Origin of the sequence: uncultured Enterovirga sp., from assembly GCF_964242715.1 — a bacterium.
GTDB lineage: Bacteria > Pseudomonadota > Alphaproteobacteria > Rhizobiales > Beijerinckiaceae > Enterovirga.
In genome coordinates, this window is the sequence record NZ_CAXTAZ010000026.1 from 1 (window position 1) to 21,433 (window position 21,433).

At 66.4% G+C, this 21,433-nt stretch carries 18 protein-coding genes and 1 pseudogene; 11 read left to right on the top strand and 8 right to left on the bottom strand.

Translation table 11 applies throughout. The features are described from left to right. Positions 1-341 (top strand): hypothetical protein (locus ACFE87_RS13880; protein WP_375460236.1); only part of this gene is annotated, 341 nt, incomplete at its 5' end. On the opposite strand, the gene ACFE87_RS13885 is transcribed toward ACFE87_RS13880, so the two are convergent. Beyond that, positions 322-507, bottom strand: coding sequence for a hypothetical protein (locus tag ACFE87_RS13885; RefSeq protein ID WP_375460237.1), 186 nt, complete (start codon positions 505-507; stop codon positions 322-324). The genes ACFE87_RS13880 and ACFE87_RS13885 overlap by 20 nt on opposite strands. A 1,003-nt stretch (positions 508-1,510) precedes the next feature. Between ACFE87_RS13885 and ACFE87_RS13890 the strand changes: the two genes are divergently transcribed. Genes ACFE87_RS13890 through ACFE87_RS13900 form a run of 3 tightly spaced genes read left to right on the top strand, consistent with a single transcriptional unit; the run spans position 1,511 to position 6,380 of the window. Then, positions 1,511-2,596: an efflux RND transporter periplasmic adaptor subunit gene (locus ACFE87_RS13890; RefSeq protein ID WP_375460238.1), complete on the top strand. Its 1,086-nt coding sequence runs from the start codon at positions 1,511-1,513 to the stop codon at positions 2,594-2,596. Positions 2,597-2,612: 16 nt separating this feature from the next. Further along, positions 2,613-5,732: an efflux RND transporter permease subunit gene (locus tag ACFE87_RS13895; protein WP_375460239.1), complete on the top strand. Its 3,120-nt coding sequence runs from the start codon at positions 2,613-2,615 to the stop codon at positions 5,730-5,732. Between the two features lie 18 nt (positions 5,733-5,750). Further along, positions 5,751-6,380, top strand: a complete 630-nt coding sequence (locus ACFE87_RS13900; RefSeq protein ID WP_375460240.1) for a TetR/AcrR family transcriptional regulator — start codon at positions 5,751-5,753, stop codon at positions 6,378-6,380. Between the two features lie 232 nt (positions 6,381-6,612). Here ACFE87_RS13900 and ACFE87_RS13905 read toward each other — a convergent pair whose 3' ends face one another. The 4 genes from ACFE87_RS13905 to ACFE87_RS13920 form a co-directional block, all read right to left on the bottom strand. After that, positions 6,613-7,713, bottom strand: a complete 1,101-nt coding sequence (locus ACFE87_RS13905) for an ABC transporter ATP-binding protein (protein ID WP_375460241.1) — start codon at positions 7,711-7,713, stop codon at positions 6,613-6,615. After that, positions 7,710-9,428 (bottom strand): ABC transporter permease, encoded by a 1,719-nt coding sequence (locus ACFE87_RS13910; RefSeq protein WP_375460242.1) that lies wholly within the window; start codon positions 9,426-9,428, stop codon positions 7,710-7,712. The genes ACFE87_RS13905 and ACFE87_RS13910 overlap by 4 nt, the downstream gene beginning before the upstream one ends. Before the next feature lie 10 nt (positions 9,429-9,438). Further along, positions 9,439-10,539, bottom strand: a complete 1,101-nt coding sequence (locus ACFE87_RS13915; protein WP_375460243.1) for an ABC transporter substrate-binding protein — start codon at positions 10,537-10,539, stop codon at positions 9,439-9,441. 543 nt (positions 10,540-11,082) lie between these two features. Further along, a complete protein-coding gene (locus ACFE87_RS13920) occupies positions 11,083-12,348 on the bottom strand; it encodes an epoxide hydrolase family protein (protein WP_375460244.1) in 1,266 nt (421 codons plus the stop codon). A 133-nt stretch (positions 12,349-12,481) separates the two neighbouring features. On the opposite strand from ACFE87_RS13920, the gene ACFE87_RS13925 reads away from it, so the two are divergent. The 4 genes and pseudogenes from ACFE87_RS13925 (at position 12,482) to ACFE87_RS13940 (ending at position 15,536) form a co-directional block, all read left to right on the top strand. Then, on the top strand, positions 12,482-13,357 hold the full coding sequence (locus ACFE87_RS13925) for a LysR substrate-binding domain-containing protein (protein ID WP_375460245.1): 876 nt from the start codon (positions 12,482-12,484) through the stop codon (positions 13,355-13,357). Between the two features lie 154 nt (positions 13,358-13,511). Then, positions 13,512-14,296: pseudogene (locus ACFE87_RS13930) on the top strand (SDR family NAD(P)-dependent oxidoreductase). Positions 14,297-14,359: 63 nt separating this feature from the next. Beyond that, positions 14,360-14,977 carry a nitroreductase family protein gene (locus tag ACFE87_RS13935; protein ID WP_375460246.1) on the top strand — a complete coding sequence of 206 codons (618 nt, stop codon included), beginning with the start codon at positions 14,360-14,362 and terminating at the stop codon, positions 14,975-14,977. A gap of 142 nt (positions 14,978-15,119) precedes the next feature. Continuing rightward, positions 15,120-15,536: a RidA family protein gene (locus ACFE87_RS13940; protein WP_375460247.1), complete on the top strand. Its 417-nt coding sequence runs from the start codon at positions 15,120-15,122 to the stop codon at positions 15,534-15,536. Positions 15,537-15,714: 178 nt separating this feature from the next. On the opposite strand, the gene ACFE87_RS13945 is transcribed toward ACFE87_RS13940, so the two are convergent. Further along, positions 15,715-16,671 (bottom strand): zinc-dependent alcohol dehydrogenase family protein, encoded by a 957-nt coding sequence (locus ACFE87_RS13945; protein WP_375460248.1) that lies wholly within the window; start codon positions 16,669-16,671, stop codon positions 15,715-15,717. Between the two features lie 95 nt (positions 16,672-16,766). Between ACFE87_RS13945 and gcvA the strand changes: the two genes are divergently transcribed. From gcvA to ACFE87_RS13960, 3 genes are all read left to right on the top strand, one after another. Next, positions 16,767-17,654: a transcriptional regulator GcvA gene (gcvA, locus tag ACFE87_RS13950; RefSeq protein WP_375460249.1), complete on the top strand. Its 888-nt coding sequence runs from the start codon at positions 16,767-16,769 to the stop codon at positions 17,652-17,654. 70 nt (positions 17,655-17,724) lie between these two features. Further along, complete coding sequence (locus tag ACFE87_RS13955; RefSeq protein ID WP_375460250.1) at positions 17,725-18,111, top strand: nuclear transport factor 2 family protein; 387 nt, start codon at positions 17,725-17,727, stop codon at positions 18,109-18,111. Positions 18,112-18,165: 54 nt separating this feature from the next. After that, positions 18,166-18,564, top strand: a complete 399-nt coding sequence (locus tag ACFE87_RS13960) for a RidA family protein (protein ID WP_375460251.1) — start codon at positions 18,166-18,168, stop codon at positions 18,562-18,564. A gap of 524 nt (positions 18,565-19,088) precedes the next feature. Here the strand turns inward: ACFE87_RS13960 and ACFE87_RS13965 are convergent. Together ACFE87_RS13965 and ACFE87_RS13970 are read right to left on the bottom strand one after the other, a co-directional pair. Next, positions 19,089-20,198, bottom strand: a complete 1,110-nt coding sequence (locus ACFE87_RS13965) for an oxidoreductase (RefSeq protein WP_375460252.1) — start codon at positions 20,196-20,198, stop codon at positions 19,089-19,091. Continuing rightward, positions 20,195-21,415 carry a cytochrome P450 gene (locus tag ACFE87_RS13970; RefSeq protein ID WP_375460253.1) on the bottom strand — a complete coding sequence of 407 codons (1,221 nt, stop codon included), beginning with the start codon at positions 21,413-21,415 and terminating at the stop codon, positions 20,195-20,197. The genes ACFE87_RS13965 and ACFE87_RS13970 overlap by 4 nt, the downstream gene beginning before the upstream one ends. Between the last annotated feature and the right edge of the window lie 18 nt (positions 21,416-21,433).

The window sequence follows — 21,433 nt, forward strand, 5'->3', positions numbered from 1 at the left end:
GCACCTCAGCCTACGCGTGTTTCCATCGCAGAAACACGCGTACGATTGAGGGTAGCCCGATCTGCGGCGGTGCTCGAGAAGCTCGGCATGGCCGTTCTTTGATCGCTGCGGCCTTGTGGCCGATCGAGCAAAAGGAGCGGAGGACCGTCGCCGCCGATCGCGCCGGCGAAGCGGACCCCACCCGCATCGACGTCGAGCGGGCGGAACCCGGGGAAGAACGGCGCATCCGGGTCCCGAACGGCCGCGCCGGTCGGCATGGCCGCCACGCCAGTCAACGCCCCGCCGGCACGGAGGGTGCGCCGATCGAGGTCGGCCGCGCCCTCACCCGCGCGCGGCGTTGATCACGAAGGCGGCGAGCTCACGATTGTAGCGGGCCGGCTCCTCGTAGAACGGGCTGTGGCCGCTGTCGTGGAACAGCGACAGCCGGTTGCGCGAGGAGAGCGCCGCCTGCCGCGGGTAGACCTCTCCGCCTTCTGAACGGACCTCGTCGAAGCTGGACTGCTCCACCCCGGTAGTCTGGGGGCCGTCATGCAAATTCGAGACGGGCAGCTGCCGCGATACCGAGGGGCAGGAGGCTGTGCAGCGAGCCTTTGCGGCGTCGGGCGACGAACGTCTTCGCCGCGTATCGCTGGCAGCTCTGATCGGTCGGTCGCGCGGGCCCGGGCTGGACGGACGCACGTCTGTTCGAACTCGAATGTCGCCGCACTGAACCATCGCCGCTCGTCGCCCAGGCCGCCCAGTTACGTTTCCCGACGGAAGATCGTGGATGGAGGGTGTGTCCCTGGACGCAAGTTTATGGTGCCAGGCACGGCTCGACCACTTCCCGCACACGCTATGAGTAAGAGAGACGGGCGTTTCGACCGATCCGGAACTCGCCCCTGATCGGCGCTTCAGGTCGGATGGCGTCTCCGGTTCTGGTTGCAACCAGTAACGTCATCAGTGCGCTCAGGGCGAATCCAGGTTGCGACCAGACTTCCCAAGTGCGCCAGGAGCGGACTCCAGGCGCACTCCCGAAAGCAGACGTAAGATCCACGCTTCGGGCCGGAGACCCTGCCCCATTGACAAGGTCGGGTATCGCTCGCGGCCTCAGGCGAGAATGGCGCGAGCCTGGGCCCAGAGCGTTCGGACGACGTCACCTGCAGGCTCCGCTCTTGCTAGGGCAGCAGATTGGCCGGCCCAGGCCTGCATGCGGCCAACGTCGCCCATTCTCCCGGCCTAGACCGCATCGGGGCCGTGAGGGCCCGTTCATCTACCAGCTGGGAGATCAGGTCGCCTGCGCTCGAGTCGCTGGGTTCTTCGGGTTCTTCATCACATCGAGAGCCTCTGAGCACTGATCAGAGCGGCTCAGTGTCCGAACTGGCTTGGCGTTCCGTCCTCCCGCCACCCTTGGTCCTGCCCTCTGTCGAGCGCCTTGCAAGCCCCATAACCCTCAAATCAGCTACTCGCTTCATCACGCGGCTTGTGATAACTGACGAAATATCCTATTCGTCACTCGTCATAGGAGCCTTTCATGCCTTCGCTTGTGCCCCACCTAGCCGCGGTGATCTTCGTTTCAGCGCTGGCGGCCTGCGGGGAGCCCTCATCGCAAGCGGCCAAGGCCGGACCGCCGCCTCGTCCGGTGCTGGTCAAGACCGTCGCCTACGCGGACCGGGTCACCGAACGGAGCCTAGTCGGCACCATCCGACCTCGCGTGGAGACGGATCTCGGCTTCCGGGTCGCCGGGAAGGTGGCACGTCGGCTTGTGGGGGTTGGCGACGTCGTGCGAGGGGGCCAACAGCTTGCCTCGTTGGACGAGGTCGACCTCGGGCTCCAGACCGAACAGGCCGAGGCGGAGGCGCGGGCTGCAGCCGCGTCGCTTCGACAGGCAGAAGCGGATCTCGTGCGAACCGAGAGCCTGACCTCGAAGGGCTACTCGGCATCAGCCAGCCTCGACCGGCAGCAGGCCGTGACGGAGGAAGCCCGCGGCCGCTTGCTCCGTGCCGAGCGTGCCATGACGCTCGCCCGGAATGCGAGATCCTATGCGGTTCTCACAGCGGATGCCGACGGCGTTGTGACCGCGACCAGCATCGAGCCCGGTCAGGTGGTCACGGCCGGACAGGCGGCGATCAGGCTCGCCAGGACGAACGAGAAGGAGGCGGTCGTTTCCATCCCCGAATCCCTGCTCAGTCTTGCGAAGGGCCGGGCAGCCATGACGCTCTGGTCGAACCCCGGGACGCGATACGAGGCGAAGCTTCGCGAGTTCGCGCCGTCGGCGGACCCTGCCACGCGCACTTACCTCGCGCGATTTTCGATCCCGGCAGCCGACGAGACGGTTCAGATCGGTATGACCGCGACCGTTACGATCGCGGTCCCCGATCGCGAGCGCGTCGCCCGGCTTCCGCTTTCGGCCCTGTTCAACCAGGGAACGGGCCCGGCCGTGTGGACGGTCGGCACGGAGGGGCGACCCACCCTCAAGCCGGTCGACGTTGCAGCCTATGAGGCGGTCGAGGTTCTGATCGGGAGCGGGGTCGAAGATGGGGACCGGGTCGTAGCGCTCGGCGTGTCGAAGCTCGATCCGGGACAGATCGTCCGGGTGATCGAGGCTCTTCAGTTCTGACCGCGGGAGAGTGGCCGTGCCGTCGTTCAACCTTTCCGAATGGGCCGTTCGCCATCGCGCGCTGGTTCTGTTCCTGATCCTGGCGATCAGCGTGGCCGGAACGCTGTCCTTTCTCCGGCTCGGCCGTGCCGAGGATCCGAACTTTGCGATCAAGGTCGCGATCGTCACGGCCGTCTGGCCTGGCGCGACCGCTCGGGAGATGCAGGATCAGGTCTCCGACCGGATCGAGAAGAAGCTCCAGGAACTCGCCTGGTTCGACAAGGTCACGACCTACACGAAGCCGTCCTTCACAGCGATGCAGGTCGCGTTCCGGGACAACACGCCCCCGCGTGAATTGCCGGCCCTCTTCTACCAGATCCGCAAGAAGCTCGACGATATCCGGGGCGAGTTGCCGACCGGCTCGACGACGGCCGTCAACGACGAGTACGGCGACGTCGATTCCAACCTCTACATGCTGACCGGTTCCGGCGCCGATTACGCGGCCCTGAAGCGGGTCGCCGAGGGGCTTCGCCAGAGGCTCCTGAAGGTCGAGTCCGTAGCCAAGGTGAATCTCTACGGCGTTCAGGACGAGCGGATTTTCGTCGAGTTCACCCACGCGAAGCTTGCCACGCTCGGGATCACGCCCCAGACCCTGTTCGACACCCTCGCCCGCCAGAATGTCGTCGCGGCGGCTGGGACCATCGAGACCGGCGCGCAGCGCGTGCCGCTCCGCGTGACCGGAGCCCTGGACGGCGTGCGGGCGGTGGAGGAGGCGCCGGTCGAGGCGGGCGGCCGGACGTTTCGGCTGGGCGACATCGCGACCGTCACCCGCGGCTTCATTGACCCTCCGGACGGCCTCGTCCGCCAGCGCGGCGAGCCGGCGCTCGGGATCGGCGTCGTGATGACCAAGGGCGCGAATATCCAGAGCTTCGGGACGAGCGTGGCCGAGGCCGTCTCGGCCTTCATGGCCTCCGTCCCGCAAGGCTTCGACTTGGACCAGGTGGCCGATCAGCCGAAGGTGGTCGAGGGGGCCCTCTCCGAATTCGAGCATTCCTTCGTCGAGGCGCTCGCGATCGTGCTGGCCGTGAGCTTTCTGTCGCTCGGCTGGCGGACCGGCATCGTCGTCGCGCTCTCGGTTCCGCTCGTCCTCGCCCTGACCTTCGCGGTCATGCTCATGCTCGGCATCGACCTGCACCGGATCACGCTCGGCGCGCTCATCATCGCGCTCGGTCTCCTGGTCGACGACGCCATCATCGCGGTCGAGATCATGGTCGTGAAGATGGAGCAGGGCCTGGACAGGGTGTCGGCCGCATCCTTCGCCTGGACCTCCACGGCCTTTCCCATGCTGACCGGCACCCTGGTCACCATCGCGGGCTTCCTTCCGGTCGGCTTCGCGGCCTCGTCGGTCGGTGAATATGCCGGCGGGATCTTCTGGGTCGTGGCGATCGCGCTGATCGCGTCCTGGATCGTGGCCGTCGTGTTCACGCCCTATCTCGGCGTGCTCCTGCTGCCGAAGGACAAGGTCGGCCACCACGGTGACCCCGACGCTATCTACCAAACCCGGATGTACCGTGCGCTGCGCCGGGCCGTCTCGGCCTGCTTGCGCTGGCGCGTCACAACGGTCGCGGCGACGGTCGCGATCTTCGCCGGCGCGGTGGTCGGGTTCGGACATGTCCAGCAGCAATTCTTTCCGCTGTCGGAGAGACCCGAATTGTTCCTCCAGATCCGCATGCCGGAAGGCACCGCGATCGGCGCCACGCTCCCAGCCGTGAAGGAGGCGGAGGGATTGATCGGACGCGACGATACCGACGTGTCCACCTTCACGGCCTATGTCGGCCAGGGCAGCCCGCGCTTCTGGCTCGGGCTCAATCCGCAGCTTCCGAACCAGGCCTTCGCCGAGATCGTGATCGTCGCCCGTGACGTCGAGGCGCGGGAACGCCTCAAGACCCGGCTCGAGAAATCCGTCGCGGACGGCAGGCTGTCCCAGGCCCGCATCCGGGTGGACCGCTTCAATTTCGGCCCGCCGGTCGGTTTCCCAGTGCAGTTCCGCGTCGTCGGCCCTGATCCCTTGCAGGTGCGCGAAATCGCCTACCGGGTCCGGGACCTCGTCCGGGCGAACGACAAGATGCTCGACGTCAACCTCGACTGGAACGAGATGAGTCCGAGCGTCCGGCTCGTCGTCGACCAGGAGCGGGCGCGGGCGCTGGGCCTGAACGTCCAGGATGTCGCCCAGACCCTGCAGACGCTGATTTCCGGCGTCACGGTCACGACGCTGCGCGACGGGACCGAGAAGGTCGGCATCGTCGCCCGGGCGACCGCCTCCGAGCGGCTCGACCTCGGTCATATCGGCGACCTCACGATCGTCTCGCGGAGCGGCGTGCCGGTGCCGGTCTCCCAGGTCGCGCGCCTGGAATTCGCCCACGAGGAGCCGATCCTGTGGCGGCGCAACCGGGACATGGCGATCACGGTGCGGGGGGACGTCGTCGACGGCGTGCAGCCGCCGGACGTCACCAACGCGATCTGGCCAACCCTGCAAGGCGTGCGCGACTCGCTCGCGCCCGGCTACCGTCTCGAGATCGGCGGCGCGGTCGAGGAATCAGCCAAGGCGAACACGTCCCTCTTCTCGCTCTTTCCGATCATGTTCGGCGTGATGCTGACAATCCTCATGATTCAGCTCCAGAACTTCTCGCGTCTGCTGCTCGTCTTTCTGACGGCGCCGCTGGGGCTGGTCGGGGCATCGCTCGCCCTGAACGCGGCCTCGATGCCCTTCGGCTTCGTGGCGCTCCTCGGTCTGATCGCGCTGGCCGGGATGATCATGCGGAACGCCGTCATCCTGGTCGACCAGATCGAGACAGACGTCGCGGCTGGCCACGCCCGCCGGGACGCGATCGTGGACGCGACGGTGCGACGGGCGCGGCCCGTCGTCCTCACCGCGCTCGCCGCCATCCTGGCCATGATCCCGCTCTCACGAAGCGCCTTCTGGGGACCGATGGCGGTCACCATCATGGGCGGGCTGTTCGTCGCCACGTTCTTGACGCTGCTATTCCTGCCGGCCTTGTACGGATTATGGTTCCGCAAGCGCCTGGACGAGCGGGGCGGCGCCGTACCGGAGGCTGCCCCGGAGACCTTCAAACCCTTCGCCCTCGCGGCGGAATAAGCTAGACCGCGAAGCACGATGTCGTCGCAGATCACGGAACGACCGACCCAGAACGCGGAATTGTCCGGCACGCGGTGCGCCATTCTGCGCATCGCCGAGAAGCTGTTCCGTGAGATCGGCTATCGCAAGACGACGGTGGCCGACATCGCGAAAACCCTCCGGATGAGCCCGGCGAACGTCTACCGCTTCTTCGAGTCGAAGAAGGCCATCAACGAGGCCGTCGCCGACCGCATCATGTTCGAGCTCGAGGCGGAACTGTCGGCTATCGCGTTGCGGCCGGGTGTCTCGGCGACAGACCGGCTGGCCGAGTTCCTGCGCGCCCTCAACCGCCTCAGCACGGAGCGCTTCACGACCGAGCGGCGCATGCACGAGATGGTCGAGGTGGCGATGGCCGAGAGCTGGCAGGTCGTGCACCGGCACATCGCCTGTGTGGACGAGATGCTCTGCCGGCTGGTGGACGAGGGAGCGCGATCGGGGGAGTTCCAGGTCGATGATGCGCCGGTCGCGGCGCGATGTGTCCACGCGGCCATGGTCCGTTTTTGCCACCCGGGCTTGATCGTCCAGTGCGCCGAGGAGCCGGGCCCGGCGCTCGAGGACATGGTCTCGTTTCTGCTCCGCAGCCTGAACGGCGGTCGTCCGAGTGCCTGAGCGGGCCGGGATAGGGCCTTGGTGGAGACCCGAACATGACGGTGGCTCATCGAAAATGCCGCCTCGATCGGGCCAGCGTTGAAACCCAGGCTCGCACCGGCAGCGTTCCGCCTCGCGCTAAAACCAAATATCAGGTGCTTGCCCGAGACCGGACGTTCGCGGCGGCAACTTTCGGTGAAGCACGGATGGATCAGGGTAGGAGGTGCTCCCTGAGCGGCGCAAGTCGCCGTCGCTAACCGGCACCTTCGAGCAGGGTGCAGTTCTCCGGCGCCGCGTGGAGATGGGCCTGCCGCCCTTCGCGCCACGTCTGACGAGCCGTCTGCCGCAGGACGATGTCGCGTCCGCCCCAGTCGACATGGATCTGGTTCAAGTCGCCGAGGAAGACCGAGCGCTTCACAGTGACCGGCCAGAGATTGCGAGCGTTCGCGTCTCCGCAATCGCGAAGGTCGAGGTGGACCGTACGGATCGCAAAGGTCGGGTTCGGGCCGGGCGCGCGGCCAAGCGAGGTGCCATGCACGACATGACCGCTCGCGGTCTCGATCGCAATCGTGTCGCCGCTGGCGAGATCGGGCCGCAGCCGGCCCCGGATCAAGTTGGCCGAGCCGACGAAATCGGCCACGAACTCCGTCCGGGGGCGGTTGTAGATGTCTTCCGGCGTGCCGGTCTGCTCGATGTGTCCGCCGCGCATCACGACGATGCGGTCCGACATCGCGAGCGCCTCCTCGAGATCATGCGTCACGTAGAGCGAGGTCACGCCGAGCCGGTGCTGCAGCTCGCGCAGCTCGATCCGCATGTCGCCGCGCAGCTTGGCATCGAGGTTGGAGAGCGGCTCGTCGAAAAGGAGAACCGACGGCGAGAAAGCACAGGCGCGGGCCAGAGCCACGCGCTGCTGCTGGCCGCCGGAGAGCTGCGACGCCTGGCGCTGGGCGTAGGGACCCATCTGCACGAGGTCGAGCGCCTGGGCCACCCTCTCCTTGATCTCGGCCGCGCTCTTCTTTCGCACCCGCAGGCCGTAGGCGACGTTCTCAAACACCGTCATATGCGGCCAGATCGCGTAGGACTGGAACACCATCGACAGCCCGCGTTCCTCGGCCGGCACGTGGATGCGGGCGGCGTGGTCGTAGAAGGTTCGGCCGCCAATCGTGATGCGGCCCTGGCTCGGCTTCTCGAGGCCCGCCACGGCGCGCAGCGAGGTGGTCTTGCCGCAGCCCGATGGGCCGAGCAGCGTGAGCTGGCGGCCCGGCTCGATCGAGAAGCTGACGGGCCCGACCGCCGTGACGTCGCCGTAGCGGACGACGAGATCCTCTACCTGGATATGCGGCGTCGGCGTCATGGCGTTGCGCCTCCGTGCCGGGACAATCGCCCGACCAGCGGAAAGAGGACCAGCATGGCGAGACCGACGAGCACCGTCTGGATCAGCGCCATCGCGGCCGTCAGTTCGCTCGAGGTGGTGAAAAAGGCCTCGACGATGGCGGGCGTCAGCACCTTACTGTCGGGGCCTATGAGCAGGATCGAGGCCCCGAGTTCGCGCACGCTCGAGATGAAGATCAGGAGCCAGGCGGCCAGGAGCCCCGGCCGCAGCAGGGGCATCGTGATGGTGCGCATGCGATAGCCCCACGAGGCGCCGCACATCTCGCCGCATTCCTCCAGGCTCCTGTCGAGCTGCACCAGCACGCCCGAGATCGCCCGGACGCCCAGCGGCAGGAAGACGGTCAGATACGCGATGAGCAGGACCCAGATCGTGCCATAAATCGGGATCGGAAAGACGAGCCAAGCCCACATCATGCCGAACGCGAAAACAAGGCGCGGCACGGCTTGCGGGAACATCACGATGTATTCGAGGGTTCCGCGCCCGGGGATCTTGGAGCGCTGGATCAGCCAGGCCAGCAGCCCTGTGACGACGATGCCGATCGTGGCGGTCATGACACCGAGGAACAGGCTGTTCCAGAGCGCCTGGCGAACCGCGTTCAGCGAGAAGGCGGTGCGGTAGTGTTCGAGCGTAAAATTGTCGAGGCTCGGGAAGGCCGTGGCGAGGCGCTGCACCGAGGCGAAGATCAGGACGAAGAAGGGCAGCCCGACCGCGAGGACCAGATAGAGGACGCAGATTGCAAAGAAGAGCCAGCGCAGCCGGCCGACGTCCATGAGCCTCGGGCGGAAGGCCTTGCCGCCGACCGTCACGTAGCTTTTGCCGGCGGTGATGCGCCGGTAAAGCCAGATCATGGCGAACATCACCGCGAAGAGGGAGACACCCATGGCGGCCGCGAGCGGCAGGCGCGGGGGATATTGGCCGACCAGCTGATACATGGCCGTCGTGATGACGTAGAAGCGGTTCGGCGAGCCGAGAACGAGCGCGGCCGAGAACGAGCCCAGCATCTCGGCGAAGACGTAGATCGCAGCGCCCAGAACGCCCGGCGCGACGAGGGGCAGTGTCACCTTCATCATCGTGTGCCAGCGACTCGCCCCGATCACTTGGCTCGCCTCCTCGAGCGCCGGGTCCATCGACTGCATGACGGCGCTGATCATGACGAAGGCGACGGAGCCCTCGAACAGCGCCATCACCCAGGCGATGCCGATCGGGCCGGTCACGTCGATCAGCGCGCCCGTCCCGCCTGCGGCCCGCCAGACCTGGTTGATGAATCCGCTCTCGGGTGCGCCAAGCAGGCTCCAGGCGAGCGCGCCGAGGAGCGGCGTGACGTAATAGGGCACGGCCATGAGCTGCACGAGCGTGCGCCGGAACGGCACGTTCGTGCGTGTGAGAATCCAGGCGCTCAGGAACCCGAATACCAGCGCCATGATCGTTGCCGCGAAAGCCACGATCAGCGTGTTCAACATGATCTCCCAGTAGCTCGGGAGCAGCGCGTAATTGTCGAGCCCGTAGGCGGTCGGCGGCCGCACGTTGGGCTCGCCGACATCGAGCGATGCCTGGAGGAGAAAGAAGATCGGGTAGAGGACAAGGACTGCGGCGACGACCCCGACCGCCACGCCCACGATCAGCTGCGTGGGCGTGCGTCGCTTGCCTTCTTCCTCGGCCAGAGCCGCGCTGGCCACGAGCGGCGCCTCACAGGCCCATCATGCCGTTCCAATCCTTGATGAAGGTCGGGTGCGAGGCGGCGAGCTTCTCAATGTCGGGGAACAGGAGCTTGTAGTCGCTGAGCTTAAAGCCGCCAGGCATCGGCGCGGCGTCCGCGCGGAGCGACGGATAATAGTAGAACGGGTTTGTCTGATAGACCTGCTGCCCGCGGGGCGACATGAGCCAATCGAGGAACAGGCGAGCCGCCTCCGGATGCGGCGCCTTGTTCACGACGCCCGTGGCGAGGGTCGCCGTTGGCAGACCGTCCGCTGGCGCCACGAACTTTACCGGGGCGCCCTTTTCCTTGACCAGCTGGTAACCTGCCCACTCCGCCATCCCGCAGATCTTGTCGTCGCCTTTCGCGAGCCGGTCGAAAAGCTGGGCGCGCGAGTCGAAGCCCTTCGGCCGCTGTTTGGCGAACTCCTTCCAGAAGGCGTCGCCGTACAGGCGCCTGAGCTCGTACCATTGGACGAATTGGGAACCGCTGCTCGCCTGCTTCGTCGTGATCGTGCCCCGCCACTTCGGATCGAGCAAATCTTTCCAGGTCTTTGGCGCCTCGGCCTCTGGCACGCGGTCAGTGTTATAGGCAATTCCCATGAAGATGACGCCGGAATGGAAAAAGTGGTTCGGCGGATCGTCCAGAGCGGCAGCCGGATACGCCCTCCCTTGGGGTGACTCGTAGACTTCGAAGCCACTTCGCTTGCGGAAATCCATCGCCGTCGGAATCTCGGAAAACTGGATGACGTCGGCGGAGAAGCGATTCGCGGAGCGCTCCGCCAGGATCTTGCTGTACAGCGCTCCTGTCTGGGCGCGCAGGTAGTTCGCCTTGATCTTCGGGAAGTCGTTGGAGAAAGCGCTCATCAAGGCCGCGGCAGCTGGATCACTGTCGTGGGTGTAGAAGAGGATTTCGCCCTCTGCCTCGGCTTTTGCCACGTCAGCAGCAGTTTCGAAGCCACCCGACGTCATTGCGACCTTTCGGGGTGATTGGGCTCGGGCCTTTCCGATCAAAGCAGGCGTTGCTAGCGACAACGTCCCGGCCAGGATCAGGCCGCGGCGAGACAGGGCCGTGCCGGTCATGCGTTTGGTCATCGCGCTTCCTCCACGCCGCGTTGTCCGCGGTCAATGCCGGATCATTCGTTCCTGTGCCGAGTTTGTCCACCCGGGCCAAGTGCTAGCCCTGGCCGGGGCGCTCAGGACCCCACGGACGAAATCCCAGCGACCAGCGATGGCCAGCGCGAACCAGCTCAGCTGAGGGATACGCGGCACCGCCTTGCGCTAGAAGTACAGACCCGAAGCCCCCTTGCCGGCGGCCGTGTTGGGGGCGCTAATCGCTGGGCGCACGCGCCGGAGGAAGTCTCTGGTTCATCTGATCCGCCGCCGGGTTCGGACACCACGTGCGGCATGTCGGACATGCCAGTGTGCGAGTTCGGGGCCTGAGAGCGCAGGAGCCGACATGCGCCAACTGCGGACTCGATGTGTCTGCCCGGAACCGGACATCCGTTTGCCAGGCAAGTTATGGCCGCTTCGCCTCGTTTTCCGGAACCTCGATGCTGAATGGCCTGAAGGCAGAAGGGTAGCCGGAACAGAATGTCACCACGGACTGGGCGGAAACTCGAGCGCCCGCGCGAGGGCTTACAGGTCGAGCGACCCCGCCCAATCGCGCAGGTTGCGGACATAGAGATCCGGCACCTCCATCGCGGCGAAATGGCCACCGCTCGGCATCTCGGCCCAATGCCGCAGATTGTGGCCTTGCTCCACGATGCTGCGGGGCGGCGCGGGCGACCGGCCGTCGCCGGGATAGGAGGCGAACCCGGTCGGGACTTCGACGCGGATGCCGTCCGGCATGTGCTTGACCCGCTCTTCCTGACTGCCGGTGTAGAACCAGGTCGATGTCTGGAAGGCGTCGTTCATGACGTAGATCATGACGTTCGTGAGCAGGCGGTCCATCGAGAAGATCTGGTCAAAGGCGCGCGTACGCCGATCGCTCCAATGATAGAATCTCTGGATCAGCCAGGCTGCCTGCGCGACCGGATCGTCGATCATCGCGTAGGCCAGGGACTGAGGCTCGGTTGCCTGCAGGTGGTAATAAGCGCCCCAACGCCGCTCATGAACCTCGGCATCCCGAAGAAAGGCGCGTTCGGCCTCCGTCCTGGGAAGGATTTCCGGCGCCACGATCATCAGGTTGAGGTGGATGGCCTTCACGGCATCCGGACGGTCGATCGCGAGCCAGCCGGTCACGCCGGCACCCCAGTCGCCCCCCCGCCGCATAATAGTCGAATAGCCGAGATTTTCCCGCATCAGCTTGTCCCAGAGCCGGGCGGTCGTGCGTGCGCCGATCGGGCGGCCGGGCTTTCCCGACGGACCGCAGCCCGGGAGCGATGGAATGATCAGGTCGAAGGCGACCTCGCCTGCCGCGCCCGACGCCGACGGGAAGGCGAGAGGCGCGATCGTGTCCCAGAATTCGAAGGTCGAGCCGGGCCATCCATGTGTGAGAAGCAGCGGGCGCCGCGCCTTGCCCGGACCGCCTTCGCCGACCACACGGATGAAATGGATGTCGAGATCGTCGACGCGAGTCGTGTATTGGGGAAAACGGTTCAGGACGCCCGCGGCGCCCTCCATGTCGAAACCGTTGCCCCAATAGGCGACGAGCGCCCGGAGGTAATCCGGGTCGACGCCGTAGCGCCAGCCGGAGCCCTGGATGGAGCGGGGAAAGCGAAAGGCCTGGATCTGCTCGCGCAACCTGCCCAGCGCCTCAGCATTCCAGGCAACGCGGTACTCGCTGACCGGCTTGCCGGCCGCCGCGGCCCATCGGGGTAAGATCGGGCCCAGCGCAGCCGCTGCGAGCGTCGATCGCAGGATGGCCCGTCGTGTCGGATTCGCGCTGTCCTGGTGGCCCATGCTCGGCTCCTCGCTTTGCCCGTGGAACCTGCAGCCGGATGCCGGCCCCTCAGGTCGCAAAAGACGATAAGCTCCGGTCTGCAGGCCTGATAATCAGGGTCGGCGACGAAGCAGTCTTCGAGAAAGCCGCAGGATGGACCGGATCGACGCGCTACGCCTGTATCTGGACGTCGCGGATGCCGGCAGCTTCTCGAAGGTCGCGCGCCAGCGTGTGATCGCCACTTCGACCGTCGCGCTCGCCGTCAGCCAGCTCGAACAGGAGCTCGGAGCGCGCTTCATCATCCGGTCCACCCGCAAGCTGGTCTTCACGCATGAAGGCGAGCGGCTGCTTGAGGATGCGCGCCGCATCGTGTCCGATTGGGATGCCGCCGTGACGGGTCTTCGCGAGGATGGCCCGCTCACCGGCCCCATCCGCGTCAGCGTCACGAACGACTTTGGCCGCCGCTTCCTGCGCCCGCTGCTCGACGCCTTCCAGGACGACCAGCCCGGCATCCACGTGACCCTGCTGCTCAGCGACGCCACCCTGGATCTGGTCGAGGAGCGCATCGACCTGGCACTGCGGAACGGGCCTCTTCCCGACTCGACCCTGCGCGCGCGGCTTCTCATCAGAGGACCGCGCCTCGTCTGCGCCTCTCCCGGCTATTGGGCGCGCCACGGAAAGCCGAAAAGGCCGGAGGATCTGGCCCACCACAACTGCGTCATCCTGGCGCGTCCCGGAGCACCGCTGACCGCCTGGCCGTTTCGCGCCGACGACAAGCCTTTCACCGTCAAGGTCAGGGGCGACCGTCAGGCCAGCGACGGTGACCTGATGCGCGAATGGGCCCTCGCCGGACGCGGCGTCGTCATCAAGAACCTTTGGGAGATCCGCGCCGACCTCGAAGCCGGGACCCTGGAGACGGCCCTCGACGAGTATGTCGCCGGGCAGGTCGATCTCTATGCGGTGACCCCGGGGCCTCCGAGCCGCCGCAGCGCCGCGCTGGTCAACTTTCTCGCGGAGCGGCTGCGCTAGCGGCGACGTGCTGCCAGTCCCGGCATAGATCGGCAGAAGACTTGGCGCCGACGCAGCACCGTTCGACTTTCTCGGAAAGTCATTTCGCCAGGGCCCAAATAATCTCCGCTGCCCTGACCATCTAAATCTCGGTTTATCAACCGAGGTGCTCGTCATGCAGATCGACTTCTCCGGCCGCCGCGTCTTCATCAGCGGATCCACCGCCGGCATCGGCTTCGCAGCCGCCCGAGGCTTCCTGGCCGCAGGGGCGAAGGTCGTGATCAACGGGCGAAGCAGTGGCAGCGTCGAGGACGCCGTGACGCGGCTTTCCGTGACATCCTCGCATGTCGACGGCTTCGCGGGAGATCTCGGCTCGCCGATGGGTGCGCGCGCCTCGTCGCGGAGCATCCCGCCTTCGACATCGTCGTCAACAACCTGGGCATCTACGCGCCGCAGGACTTCTTCGACACCCCGGACGGGGAATGGGAACGGTTCTTCCAGACCAACGTGATGTCGGGCGTCCGCCTGGCCAGGGCCTATGCGCCCGGAATGGTCGAGCGCGGCTGGGGCCGCGTCGTGTTCATCTCGTCGGAATCGGCGATCAACATTCCGGCCGACATGATCCATTACGGCTTCACCAAGACGGGGCAGCTCGCGGTCTCGCGCGGCCTGGCAAAGCGCCTCGCCGGAACGGGCGTTACGGTCAACACGGTGCTGCCGGGACCGACCCTGTCGGATGGGGTCGCCCGCATGCTCCAGGGCGAGGGCGGAGACGCCGGAGACCTCGAGAAAAAGGCCGCGGACTTCGTTGCCGCCCACCGGAGTTCCTCGATCCTCCGCCGTGCAGCGACGGTCGACGAGGTCGCCAGCATGATCCTCTACGTGAGCTCGCCCCAGGCCTCCGCCACCACCGGTTCGGCCCTGCGGGTCGACGGCGGCGTCGTGGAGAGCATCCTGTAGCCGCCCGCGCAGCCACCAAGCCGACGATCTCGTCACCGACATCATGTGCTGGACAGGATACCCATGACCCACCCCATCATCACCGCGATCGAAGAACGCCGCACGACGGTCCTGTTCGACACCGCGCGCGACCTCGGCGACGAGCAGATCAGCGAACTCGTCCGTCTCGCGACGACGGCGCCCACCTCCTTCAACCTCCAGAACTGGCGCTTCATCGCCGTCCGCACGCCCGCCGCGAAGGCGCGATTGCGGTCGATCGCCTGGAACCAGGCGAAGATCACCGGGGCGCCCGTGACCTTCATCGTGATCGGCCAGATGGCCAACGAGAAGACGCTGCCGGATCGTCTCGCGCCCGCGGTCGAGGCCGGGATCATGCCCGCCGCGATGGTCGACGGCTGGGTCGCCGGGGCCGGCAGCCTCTACGCGGACCAGCCCTGGCGCCAGCGCGACGAAGCGATCCGGACCGCCACCTTCGGCGCGATGACGATGATCCTCTCCGCTCACGCGATGGGTCTCGGCGCCGGCCCGATGATCGGGTTCGATCACGAGGCGGTCTCGCGCGAGTTCGGCCTCGCCGAGACCGAGATCCCCGCGATGCTTCTCTCGATCGGATACGGCACGCCGGAGAACTGGCGGCAGAAGCCGCGCCGGCCACTCGGTCAGGTGCTCAGCTTCGCCTGACCAGAAACGGTTTGGAGGGACGCTCTGGACGGTCGAGCAGGCCCGCGCCCTCTATCCCCTGCGCCTTCACTCACGAGAGAAGCTGGGCAATACGCCCGACGCCGTGCAGCTGCCCAGGCTGGTTCTCCATCGAGGTACGAACATGCACAACAAGCGCGAAGCCATCCTGCCCGAGGGCCACCACGCGCTCTACGAGGCGCATCGCTACTCCGCCGCGATCCGCAGTGGAGACCTCCTCTTCGTCTCCGGTCAGGTCGGCAGTCGTGACGACGGCACGCCGGAGCCGGTGTTCGAAGCTCAGGTCCGCCTTGCCTTCACGAACCTTCGAGGGGTGCTGGCCGCGGCCGGATGCACCTTCGACGATGTCGTGGATGTCACCACCTTCCACACCGACCCACAGTCACAGTTCGAGACGGTCATGACCGTGCGTATGGCGGAGATCGGTGCACCACCCTATCCGAACTGGACGGCGGTCGGCGTTACGTGGCTTGCCGGCTTCGATTTCGAGATCAAGGTCATCGCCAGGATACCCGCGAACCAGTCGAGCGGCACGTTGTAACAGATGACGAAACCGTGCCGGTATGCCCCAAGAGCTGACAGTCGAGCGCTGCCCATAAGCGGACATTCAAACTCGCCCCGGTTTGTCCCCCGCTCCCGACCCATTACGACCTTCGATACGGGCAGGAGTTGTTTCAAAGTTTGTTCCTGCTCGTCTGCGGCGCAGAGATCCGGCGGCGTCACGATCTGACCCGAAGTACGATCTTGCCCTTGATCTGGCCCTCCTCCGAGCGCGCGTGAGCGCGTGCGACGTCGTCGAGGGGAAACTCCAAGGCGACTTGCGGCACCACCAGGCCTCGCTCGAGGAGGCGCGTGAGGGCGTCGAGCTTGCTGCTGTTCTGGCGAGAGAAGACGAAGTGGTAGGTCGCGTTCCGGCCCCAGGCGTCGATGAGGTTCTGGGGCGTCGCGGTGTCGACCAGGGTGACCACGCGCCCATCCTCGCGCAGGATGCGTGGGGACCGCGAGAGCGTGTCGCGCCCGATCGTATCCAGTACGACGTCGACGCCCTTGCCTGCGGTGAGGCGCATGACCGCGTCCACGTAGTCCTCGCGCTCGAAATCGATGACGGCCGAGGCGCCCAGCTGTTCGACGAGCGCCGCGTCGCTGCCTCGCGCCGTCGCCAGGACCTGCGCGCCGATGGCCTTGGCGACCTGCACGGCGATGACCCCGACGCCGCCGGCGCCGCCATGGATCAGGACCGTCTCGGTCACCTGCAATCGGGCACGCTCGACCAGCCCTTCCCAGACGGTCACACCAACGAGGCTGACGCTCGCGGCCTCGGCATGGCTGATGTTGACCGGCTTCCGCGCCACGATGTCGGCGGCCGCCACGTGGTATTCCGCGTACGATCCCGGCCCGCCGAAGATCCGCGGCGTGTAATAGACCTCATCCCCAACGCTGAACTCCGTCACGTCGGATCCGATCTGGTCGATGACCCCGGAGACGTCGTGCCCGATGATGGCCGGCAGTTCGAACTGGTCGGCGTAGTCACCGCGGCGGATCTGGCAGTCGAGCGGGTTGATCGACGTCGCATGCACCGCCACGCGGACCTCCCGAGGTCCCGGTCGGGGGTCGGGAAGGTCCCGAAGCGCGAAGCTGTCGGGCCCGCCAAACCTCGTCAACACCATCGCTTTCAAGCGGGCCTCCTGTCCTTGGCAGGCGCCCTTGTGTCAGCCGGGGTGGCGGATGACAAAATCGTTCTCCTCACGGGACGGATGAGCTACATTCAGCCATGACGATGCGGAGATCGCTTCCCCCGCTCGCGGCGCTGCGGGCCTTCGAGGCGGCCGCGCGCCGCCTGAGTTTCCGCGGTGCTGCAGATGAGCTGGGTGTCACGGCGACCGCCATCAGCCATCAGATCCGGCTCCTCGAACAAACCTTGGGGCTTCGCCTCTTCCACCGCGAGACGCGCCGGGTCCGGCTCACCGCCGAGGGGGCCGTGCTGCTGCCCGTGCTTCGCGACGGCTTCGACGCCTTCGCCGACGCCATCGACCGGATCCGCGGCCGGCCCTCGGCCGGCCTTCTCACGCTCTCGGCGCCGACCGCTTTCGTGGCGAAGTGGCTCGTGCCGCGGCTTGCCGACTTCCGCGCCGCGCATCCCGGTCGCGACCTGCGTCTGCACGCGTCCGACAGCCTGGTGGATTTCGCGCGCGACGGGGTGGACGTCGCCGTCCGATACGGGCCCGGTCCCTACCCTGACCTCGACGTTCACAGGCTGGTGGTCGACCGGGTCGCACCCGCTTGCAGTCCTCGCCTCGCGGTTCGATCCGAGAGAGATTTGGCAAGCTACCCGCTGCTGCACTTCGAGTGGCCCCACCTGACGGACGAGACGCCGACGTGGCCGGCCTGGCTGCGGCAGGCCGGGATCACCAACGTCGATGGCGGCGCGGGCATTCGATTCAGTGACGAAGGGCACGTCATCCAGGCCGCGATTGCGGGTCAGGGGATAGCGCTCCTGTCGGTCGTGCTGGCCGCCGACGACCTGGCGAGCGGCGCACTGGTTCAACCCTTCGGGCCGGTGCTCGACGCCCATCCCTACTGGGTCGTCCACCCACGACATCCGGCCCGGGCGGGGGATGTCGGGAAGCTGGTCGACTGGCTCGGCTCCGCAGCCGTGTGATCAGGCGGCCCTGACACTCACGCTCTCGTCCATCACTTATGCGTTTTCCGTCACCCACTGGAGAAATGTCATGAGTGTCGAGGCAAACAAGCAGACGGCCCAGGCCTTCTACGACCTATTGTTCAATCAAGACGATCCGCGCATGGCCATCAATCGCTACGTCGGCGACGGATATGTTCAGCACAACCCGAGTGTCCCGGACGGCAAGGAGGGCTTCGTGGCCTATTTCGAGAGGATGGCCGAGCAGTTTCCGGGCAAGCGCGTCCATATCGTCCGCGCTCTTGGAGAAGATGATTATGTCGTCCTGCATACCCATCAGGAATGGCCCGGCGACAGCGACTGGGCCGGGATGGACATCTTCCGGTTCGAGGCCGGCAAGATCGTCGAGCACTGGGACGTCCTCCAGCGCGTAGTCGCCGAGCCAGAGAACGACAACACCATGTTCGAGTCCCAGTGACGCCGCCGCAGGCGCGCATGCATGCTTCTCATCACTCCAACAGGAGCGCCTCCCATGGCCAAACGTGACGCCGTCTTCCCTGCTGGTCGCCATGACCTTTACACTTCGCAGACCTATTCCGCCGCAATTCGGTCCGGCGATCTCCTGTTCGTCTCCGGCCAGGTAGGCAGCCGAAGTGACGGAACCCCTGAGCCTGACTTCGAGGCTCAGGCCCGTCTGGCCTTCGCCAATCTCGAGGCGACCCTGAAGGCGGGCGGCTGCGGTTTCGACGACATCGTCGACGTGACGACCTTCAATACCGATCCCGAGAACCAGTTCGGGACGGTCATGGCCATCAAGGCCGAGCTCTTCCCGGAAGCGCCCTATCCGAACTGGACCGCCATTGGCGTCAACTGGCTCGGGGGATACGAATTCGAGATCAAGGTCATCGCCCGCATCCCCGCCGGACAATAACCTCGCTCGTCAGCGTGCACCCCGCCCCCCGCTCCCCAACCGCTGCTCGTGTCAGCAAGAAATTCGATCCGCCATTCGGTTTGAGCCGCGTCTCGCGCGGACAGGCTTCCTTCTGCTAGACTAAAAAGACCACCTGCTACGAGAGGCCGGTGAAGCCGAGATAAGGTGGCGATGCTGGACCGGGTTGGAGCCGACATATTGGGATCGGGCGCCCGGCCGCGTCGAACTGCTCGAAGAAGTTCCGGTAGCGTCTCCGCCCAGGCCCGGCCGAGGTCGGTATGACGACGTGAGGCTCGGGTCGACGGGCTGCATCGTCGTCCGTCCAAGGGACTCCGACCTGGCTACCCGGCACAGGGTTGGCGGCTTCGCGAGGTGGTTCGGACGGCGTCGCCGGCACTGGCTGACAGACCGATGACTCTCGCCTCGGGGGTGGTGCGGGCGTCGGCCGCGCCGGAGGGGACTGAACCTCCCAAAACCGCGCTCCGCCTTGCGGGTAGGCCGGAGCGTCGATCAATGCCCTGGCGTCATGAAGAACAGAGCAGTCGTCTGCCCGGCCACGTCTTGGGGTTTGATCGCTCGTACTGCTTCGGATAGACGAACTCGACCCCTAGTCGCTCGGCGGCGTGCCAGACCCATCGTGGGTCGTCCAGGAAGGCTCGCCCGATCGCGACCATGTCTGCCTGTCCCTTCTCCACGATGTCGTTCGCGACCTCCGGATCGATAATCATCCCAGTCACGAGGGTTGCGATGCCTGCCTCCTGCCGAACCCGGCCTGAATCGGGCGCGAGATAGCCGGGACTTGGCGCGATCCTGGCCTCGTCGGAGATCGCGCCGGCCGAGATGCAAACATAGTCCGCTCCCGCGGCCTTCAGCGCCCGGGCGATCTCGACCGTGTCCTCGACCGTGATCCCGCCATCCTGCCAGTCACGGGAATTTAGCCGAATGCCGAGAGCGCGGTCGGCCGGCCAAGCGTCCCGGATCGCTGCCATGATTTCGGCCACGAAGCGGATGCGGTTCGTGGCAGAGCCGCCATAATCGTCCTCTCGCCGGTTTGAGATCGGAGACAGGAAGGAGTGCAGAAGGTAGCCGTGCGCGCCATGCACCTCGATCAGGTTGAGATCGAGCTGGGCCGCGCGCCGCGTTGCTTGCACGAAAGCCCGTCGGATCCGGTCGAGGCCTTGTTCGTCGAGCGCGACCGGAACCGCCCAGCCGGCCCCATAGGGTAAGGCTGACGGAGCGTAGACGGGCCGCTCTGCCTCTTCGAGGAGGCCGGCGGGCTCGCGGGGGACGGATGACGTCCGCGCCTCAGCCTTGCGCCCAGAATGGCCGAGCTGGATGCCGAGCCGCACATCGGCGAGCGACCGGACGTACTCGATCAGCCGGCGAAGCCCATCTTCCTGCGCGTCCGACGTGAGGGCCAGGGCCGACGCGGAGCCGGCGCCATTCGGCTCGACGGCCGTGGACTCGATGAGGATAAGACCCGGTCCCGAGACCGCCATACTGGCGAGATGCTGAAGGTGCCAGGGCTGCACGACACCCCCGATCCCGGAATACTGAACCATCGGGGAGACCGCGATGCGGTTCTTGACCTCGATAGGCCCAATCCTGGCGGGCAAGAACAGGGCAGGGTTCATGCAGCCACCGATCCTGGCCGACGCGGCTTGACCGTAACGGGAAGGCGTTCAAGCCCTCGGGCGCCCGACATGCGCCAGACCGGCGGCCCGGCCGCCTCGATCGTCTCGACGGCCCGTGCTAGGGCCCCGAGCAATGCTGTCGCCTCCATCCGGGCCATCATCTGGCCAACGCAGCCGTGGATGCCGGTCCCGAGCGCAAGGTGCCCGGTCGTGGACCGCGTGATGTCGAAACGGTCGGGATCGGGCCAGCGCGACGGGTCGCGGTTGGCGGAGCCGATGAAGGCGATGACCTTATCCTGCGCGGCCATGGGTGTGCCCTCGAACACCACGTCCCGAACGGTGTTGCGGGCGATGATCTGGATGGCGGAATCGTAGCGCAGCATCTCGTCGAAGGCGGCCCGGACCTTGGTCGGGTCCTCCCGGACGATGGCCCACTGGTCGGGATGCTGGATCAGAAGGTTGATCGTGTGAGCGATGCCGTTCATCGTCGTCTCGATGCCGGCGGCCAGGAAGGACCTGATCAGGTTCGCGGCCTCCTCATGCGTGACCTCGCCGGCATCGGCGGCGGCATACATGCGGGCGCCGAACCCGTCCGGCGAGAGGGCCTCGCGGCGGCAATTCTGCTCCACCCAGGCCTGGATGCGGTTGCCTTCCGCCTCGTCCGCTTCCGTCCAGGTCTCGCGCCAGCGATGGGCTCGACCCTTCCGGACGAAGGCGTTGTAGACGATGAGGTTCTCGCGGTTCTCCGGCGACAGCCCGAGAGCGTCGGGCAGGACCTTCATCGGAAAGGGCTTGGCGAGGTCGGTCACGGCGTCGAACCGGCCCTGGTCCACGACCTCCCGGACGAGCCGTTCAGCCTCGGCCTCGATCCCGGCCTTCAGCTTCGCCAGCACTCCCGGCGACAGCACCCGGGCGAAGACCGCCCGCGTGCGGGTGTGGTCCGGGGGGTCCACCTCGAAGACGACGCTCGGTTCACGCCAAGGGGGCTCGCGGAGATAGTTCGAAACTCCACCGCCGCCGCGGCTGCCGAAATTCTGCCAATCGGACACGACCTGCCGCACCACGGGTTCCCGGAACACGCCCCAGACGCCGAGCGAGTTCAGCCAAATCACGGGGCCCATCGCGCGGAGTTCCGTGTAGACCGGGTAAGGGTCGTTGAACGCCGCTCCGGCCATCGGGTTGAGATCGGACGAGATCACGAAAGCGGCTTCGGTCAATTCGGTGCCCTTTTCTGG